Consider the following 4,663-nt stretch of genomic DNA (forward strand, 5'->3'; position numbering starts at 1 on the left):
GGCCTGGTGGAGGGGTCCGGGCCGCCCGGGGGCGGCCCCTGGGGGGCGCCCGGGGGCCCGTGCACCCCGGGCCCTAGATCGCTACCCGGGCGGCCGTCCACGGGAGCGTGATCGCGACCGTCTTGCCGCCCTCCTCGGTCGGCGTGACGGAGAGGCGGCCACCGGCCTCGGCCGCGAGCGAGCGGATGATGACGAGGCCGCGGCCGTTGTCCTGCTGGACCGCGGCCGGGAGGCGGCGGGGCCGGCGGGGATGGCTGTCGGTCACGCCGACGTGGAGGACTTCCTCGCGCACCAGCCGAACGTCGACGGTGAACGTCGGCGACTGGCCGAAGGTGTGGAGCACCGCGTTGGTGGCCAGCTCCGAGACGATCAGGCGGATCGCGTCGGCGGTGTCGCCGTCGTCGTCGAGGCCCCAGTCGGCGAGCACGTCCGCGACGTACCGCCGGGCCGTGGGGACCGAGGCGGGTTCGCTCGGCAGAGTGACGGATGCTTCCTGGTGATCTGCCATGGCGACGCTGTCCCTTTCCCGCCGGGAGCATTGCCCCGGATTGCGCTTCGCGTCAGAGTGCCACCGATCGTGCCGCCCCGGGCGGGGTTCCACCAAGATATGTCCCCATCTGTCGCCCGAAGCGGTGAACTCTGCGACCCGTGAACGCGCTTGGGCCGCCGACTCAGACGACGGGCGCCGTCCGCAGGATCGTCGCCACCGCCCGCTCGATCTGCGCGTCCGTGAGGTCGGCGCGGGCCGTGAGCCGCAGCCGCGAGATGCCGTCGGGCACCGACGGCGGCCGGAAGCAGCCGACGAGGAGGCCCTGTTCACGGCAGTCCGCCGCCCAGGCCAGCGCCGCCTCCGGGGAGGGCGCGCGGACCGAGACGACCGCCGCGTCGGGCCTGGCCGAGACGAGGCCGGCGTCGGTGAGCAGCCGGTGCAGGGTCGTCGCGACCGTACGGGCCCGCTCGGCGAGGCCCGGCTCGGCGGCGATCAGGCGCAGGCTCGCGAGCGCCCCGCCGGCGGCGGCCGGGGCGAGCCCGGTGTCGAAGATGAAGGTGCGGGCGGCGTTGACCAGGTGCTCGATCACCCGGGCGGGGCCGAGGACGGCGCCGCCCTGGCTGCCCAGGGACTTGGAGAGGGTGAGGGTGGCGACGGCGTCCTCGTCGCCGGCGAGCCCGGCCTCGTGCAGGGCGCCCCTGCCCCCCGTACCGAGGACGCCGAAGCCGTGGGCGTCGTCCACGACGAGCCCGGCACCGTGCGCGCGGCAGGCCTCGGCGAGTTCCGACAGCGGGGCCTTGTCCCCGTCGACGGAGAAGACGGAGTCGCTGACGACCAGGGCGCGCCTCCCGGGGTGGGCCTCCAGCGTCTTGCGTACGGCCTCGGGGTCGGTGTGCGGGACGACGGCCGTCTCGGCGCGGGCCAGGCGGCAGCCGTCCACGATCGAGGCGTGGTTGGCGGCGTCGGACACGATCAGCGCGTCCCGGCCGCCCAGCGCGGTGAGCGCCGCCAGGTTGGCGGTGTAGCCGGAGGAGAAGACCAGGGCCGCCTCGAAGCCGCAGAAGTCGGCGAGTTCGCGCTCCAGGCGGGTGTGCAGCCGGGTGGTGCCGGTGACGAGCCGCGAGCCGGTGGAGCCGGCGCCCCAGCGCCGTGCCGCCTCGGCCGCCGCCTCGGTGACCTCCGGGCGGCGGGTGAGCCCGAGGTAGTCGTTGCTCGCCAGGTCGAGGAGGTCCGACTCGGCCGCGCGGGGCCGCAGCGTACGGACGAGACCGGCCTCCGCCCGGCGGCGCGCCTCGGCGTCGGTCCAGTCGAACGCGGTCCGGCGCGGGCCCGCGGCCCGTGCGTCGTCGGCCTGTGGCATGCGGCGATCCTTTTGTAGGCAGCGCACAGACCCTAACCGGAGTACGCCGAGGTCGTGATGTGGTCATCCACACACCTCAATCGGAGGCGTTTGTTCGGTTCCTCCTTGGCCCGGGGGCGGGCGGTAGGCAAGGATCTGCGGTTATGGACCTGCTGAACACGCTGGTGGAAAAGGGGCTGCGGCGCGAGCTGCCGACCCGTGAAGAAGCGCTCGCCGTCCTGGCGACCTCCGACGACGAACTGCTCGATGTGGTGGCGGCGGCCGGCAAGGTGCGCCGCCAGTGGTTCGGGCGTCGGGTGAAGCTCAACTACCTCGTCAACCTGAAGTCGGGGCTGTGCCCCGAGGACTGCTCGTACTGTTCCCAGCGGCTCGGCTCCAAGGCCGAGATCCTCAAGTACACGTGGCTGAAGCCGGACGAGGCGTCCCAGGCCGCCGCGGCGGGCGTCGCGGGCGGCGCCAAGCGGGTCTGCCTGGTGGCCAGCGGGCGCGGTCCGACGGACCGCGACGTCGAGCGGGTCGGCAAGACCATCGAGGCCATCAAGGAGCAGAACGAGGGCGTCGAGGTGTGCGCCTGCCTCGGTCTGCTCTCGGACGGCCAGGCGGAGCGGCTGCGCGAGGCCGGCGCCGACGCGTACAACCACAACCTCAACACGTCCGAGGCGACGTACGAGGGGATCACCAAGACCCACACCTACGCGGACCGGGTGGACACCGTGCAGAAGGCGCACGCCGCCGGTCTGTCGGCGTGCTCGGGCCTCATCGCGGGCATGGGCGAGAGCGACGAGGACCTGGTCGACGTCGTGTACGCGCTGCGCGACCTCGACTCGGACTCGGTGCCGGTCAACTTCCTCATCCCGTTCGAGGGGACCCCGCTCGCCAAGGAGTGGAACCTCACCCCGCAGCGCTGCCTGCGGATCCTGGCGATGGTCCGGTTCGTCTGCCCCGACGTCGAGGTGCGGATCGCGGGCGGCCGTGAGGTGCACCTGCGCTCGATGCAGCCGCTCGCGCTGAACATCGCGAACTCGATCTTCCTCGGCGACTACCTGACCAGCGAGGGCCAGGCCGGCCAGGCCGACCTGGACATGATCGCGGACGCCGGCTTCGAGGTGGAGGGCGCCGGCACGACCACACTGCCGAAGCACCGCGCGGACGCGCTCGCCGCGGCGGGCGGCGGCTGCGGCTCGCACGGCTCCGCCGAGGGCTCCGGCTGCGGTTCGCAGGCGTCCGCCGAGGGCGCGGGCTGCGGCTCGCACGCCGGTGGCGGCTGCGGCCCGTGCGGCGGTCACGCGGAGGCTCCGGCGGAGGCGCGGGCGGAGGCGCCGGCCTCCGAGGCCGCGCCGAACGGGGCCCGCACCGACCTGGTGGCGGTGCGCCGCCGGGGTGCCGGCACGGACCTGGCGCCGAATGCGTAACGACGAACTCCTCGCCCTGGACCGGGCGCACGTCTGGCACCCGTACGGCCCCATGCCGGGCCGGGCGGAGCCGCTGGTCGTCGCGTCCGCGTCCGGGGTGCACCTCCACCTCGCCGAGCCGGTGGAGGGTCGGGACGAGCTGGTCGACGGCATGTCCTCGTGGTGGTCGGCGATCCACGGCTACAACCACCCCGTGCTCAACGATGCGGTGCGCGGCCAGCTGGAGAAGATGAGCCACGTCATGTTCGGCGGGCTCACCCACGAGCCGGCCGTCCTGCTCGCCGCCCGGCTCGTCGAGATCACCCCCGAGCCGCTGCGGCACGTCTTCCTCAGCGACTCGGGCTCCGTCTCCGTCGAGGTCGCGGCCAAGATGTGCCTGCAGTACTGGCGCTCCCTCGGCCGGCCCGAGAAGCAGCGGCTCTTCACCTGGCGCGGCGGCTACCACGGCGACACCTGGCAGCCGATGTCGGTGTGCGACCCGCAGGGCGGGATGCACGAGCTGTGGTCGGGCGTGCTCCAGCGGCAGGTGTTCGTGGACGCCCCGCCGGTCGCGTACCAGGAGTCCTACGCCGAACTGCTGCGGACGGAGATCGGGCGCCACGCGCACGAGCTGGCCGCCGTGGTCGTGGAACCCGTGGTCCAGGGCGCCGGAGGCATGCGCTTCCACGACCCCGGCTACCTCCGGGTGCTCCGCGAGGCGTGCGACGCGCACGACGTGCTGCTCGTCTTCGACGAGATCGCGACCGGGTTCGGCCGGACGGGCAAGCTGTTCGCCGCCGATCACGCGGGGGTCTCCCCCGACGTGATGTGCGTGGGCAAGGCGCTGACCGGCGGCTACCTGTCGATGGCCGCGACGCTCTGCACGGGCCGGGTCGCCGACGGGATCTCGCAGGGCGAGGTGCCGATCCTGGCCCACGGGCCGACCTTCATGGGCAACCCGCTCGCCTCGGCCGTCGCCCTCGCCTCGCTCGACCTGCTGCTCTCCCAGGACTGGGAGGTCGAGGTCAAGCGGATCGAGACCGGTCTGCGGGAGGGGCTCGCCCCGGCGGCCGACCTCCCGGGCGTGCGCGAGGTGCGGGTGCTCGGCGCGATCGGCGTCGTCCAGCTCGACCACGAGGTCGACATGGAGGCGGCGACGCGCGCGGCCGTCCGCGAGGGCGTGTGGCTGCGCCCGTTCAGGGACCTGATCTACACCATGCCGCCGTACGTGACCGGTGGCGAGGACCTGGCCCGCATCTGCGCGGCCGTCCGCGCGGCCGCGTCGGCGGGCTGAACCGACCGAGCGGGCGCAGGGGTCCGGCGGGCTCAACGGAAGGACTGGGCAGCAGTGGGAATCATCGTCGTCAGCGGTACGGGGACGGAGATCGGCAAGACGGTCGTGACCGCCGCGGTGGCCGCCGC

The 4,663-nt window shown here is 73.9% G+C and carries 4 protein-coding genes; 2 read left to right on the forward strand and 2 right to left on the reverse strand.

Annotated elements, in window-relative coordinates; genetic code table 11:
* Window positions 1–73: 73 nt before the first annotated feature.
* Window positions 74–508, reverse strand: coding sequence for an ATP-binding protein (locus ACFCY7_RS39825; RefSeq protein ID WP_376490969.1), 435 nt, complete (start codon window positions 506–508; stop codon window positions 74–76).
* A gap of 163 nt (window positions 509–671) precedes the next feature.
* Entirely contained in the window at window positions 672–1,850 is a 1,179-nt protein-coding gene (locus ACFCY7_RS39830; RefSeq protein WP_376490970.1) for an 8-amino-7-oxononanoate synthase, read from the reverse strand.
* Window positions 1,851–1,993: 143 nt separating this feature from the next.
* Between ACFCY7_RS39830 and bioB the strand changes: the two genes are divergently transcribed.
* Complete coding sequence (bioB, locus tag ACFCY7_RS39835; protein WP_376490971.1) at window positions 1,994–3,262, forward strand: biotin synthase BioB; 1,269 nt, start codon at window positions 1,994–1,996, stop codon at window positions 3,260–3,262.
* The gene (locus tag ACFCY7_RS39840; RefSeq protein WP_376490972.1) at window positions 3,255–4,535 is read left to right on the forward strand and encodes an adenosylmethionine--8-amino-7-oxononanoate transaminase; all 1,281 of its coding nucleotides are present in this window, start codon (window positions 3,255–3,257) and stop codon (window positions 4,533–4,535) included. Before bioB ends, ACFCY7_RS39840 begins: the two co-directional genes overlap by 8 nt.
* Window positions 4,536–4,663 lie beyond the last annotated feature (128 nt).

The sequence above is a fragment of the Streptomyces sp. NPDC056361 genome, assembly GCF_042262805.1.
GTDB lineage: Bacteria > Actinomycetota > Actinomycetes > Streptomycetales > Streptomycetaceae > Streptomyces.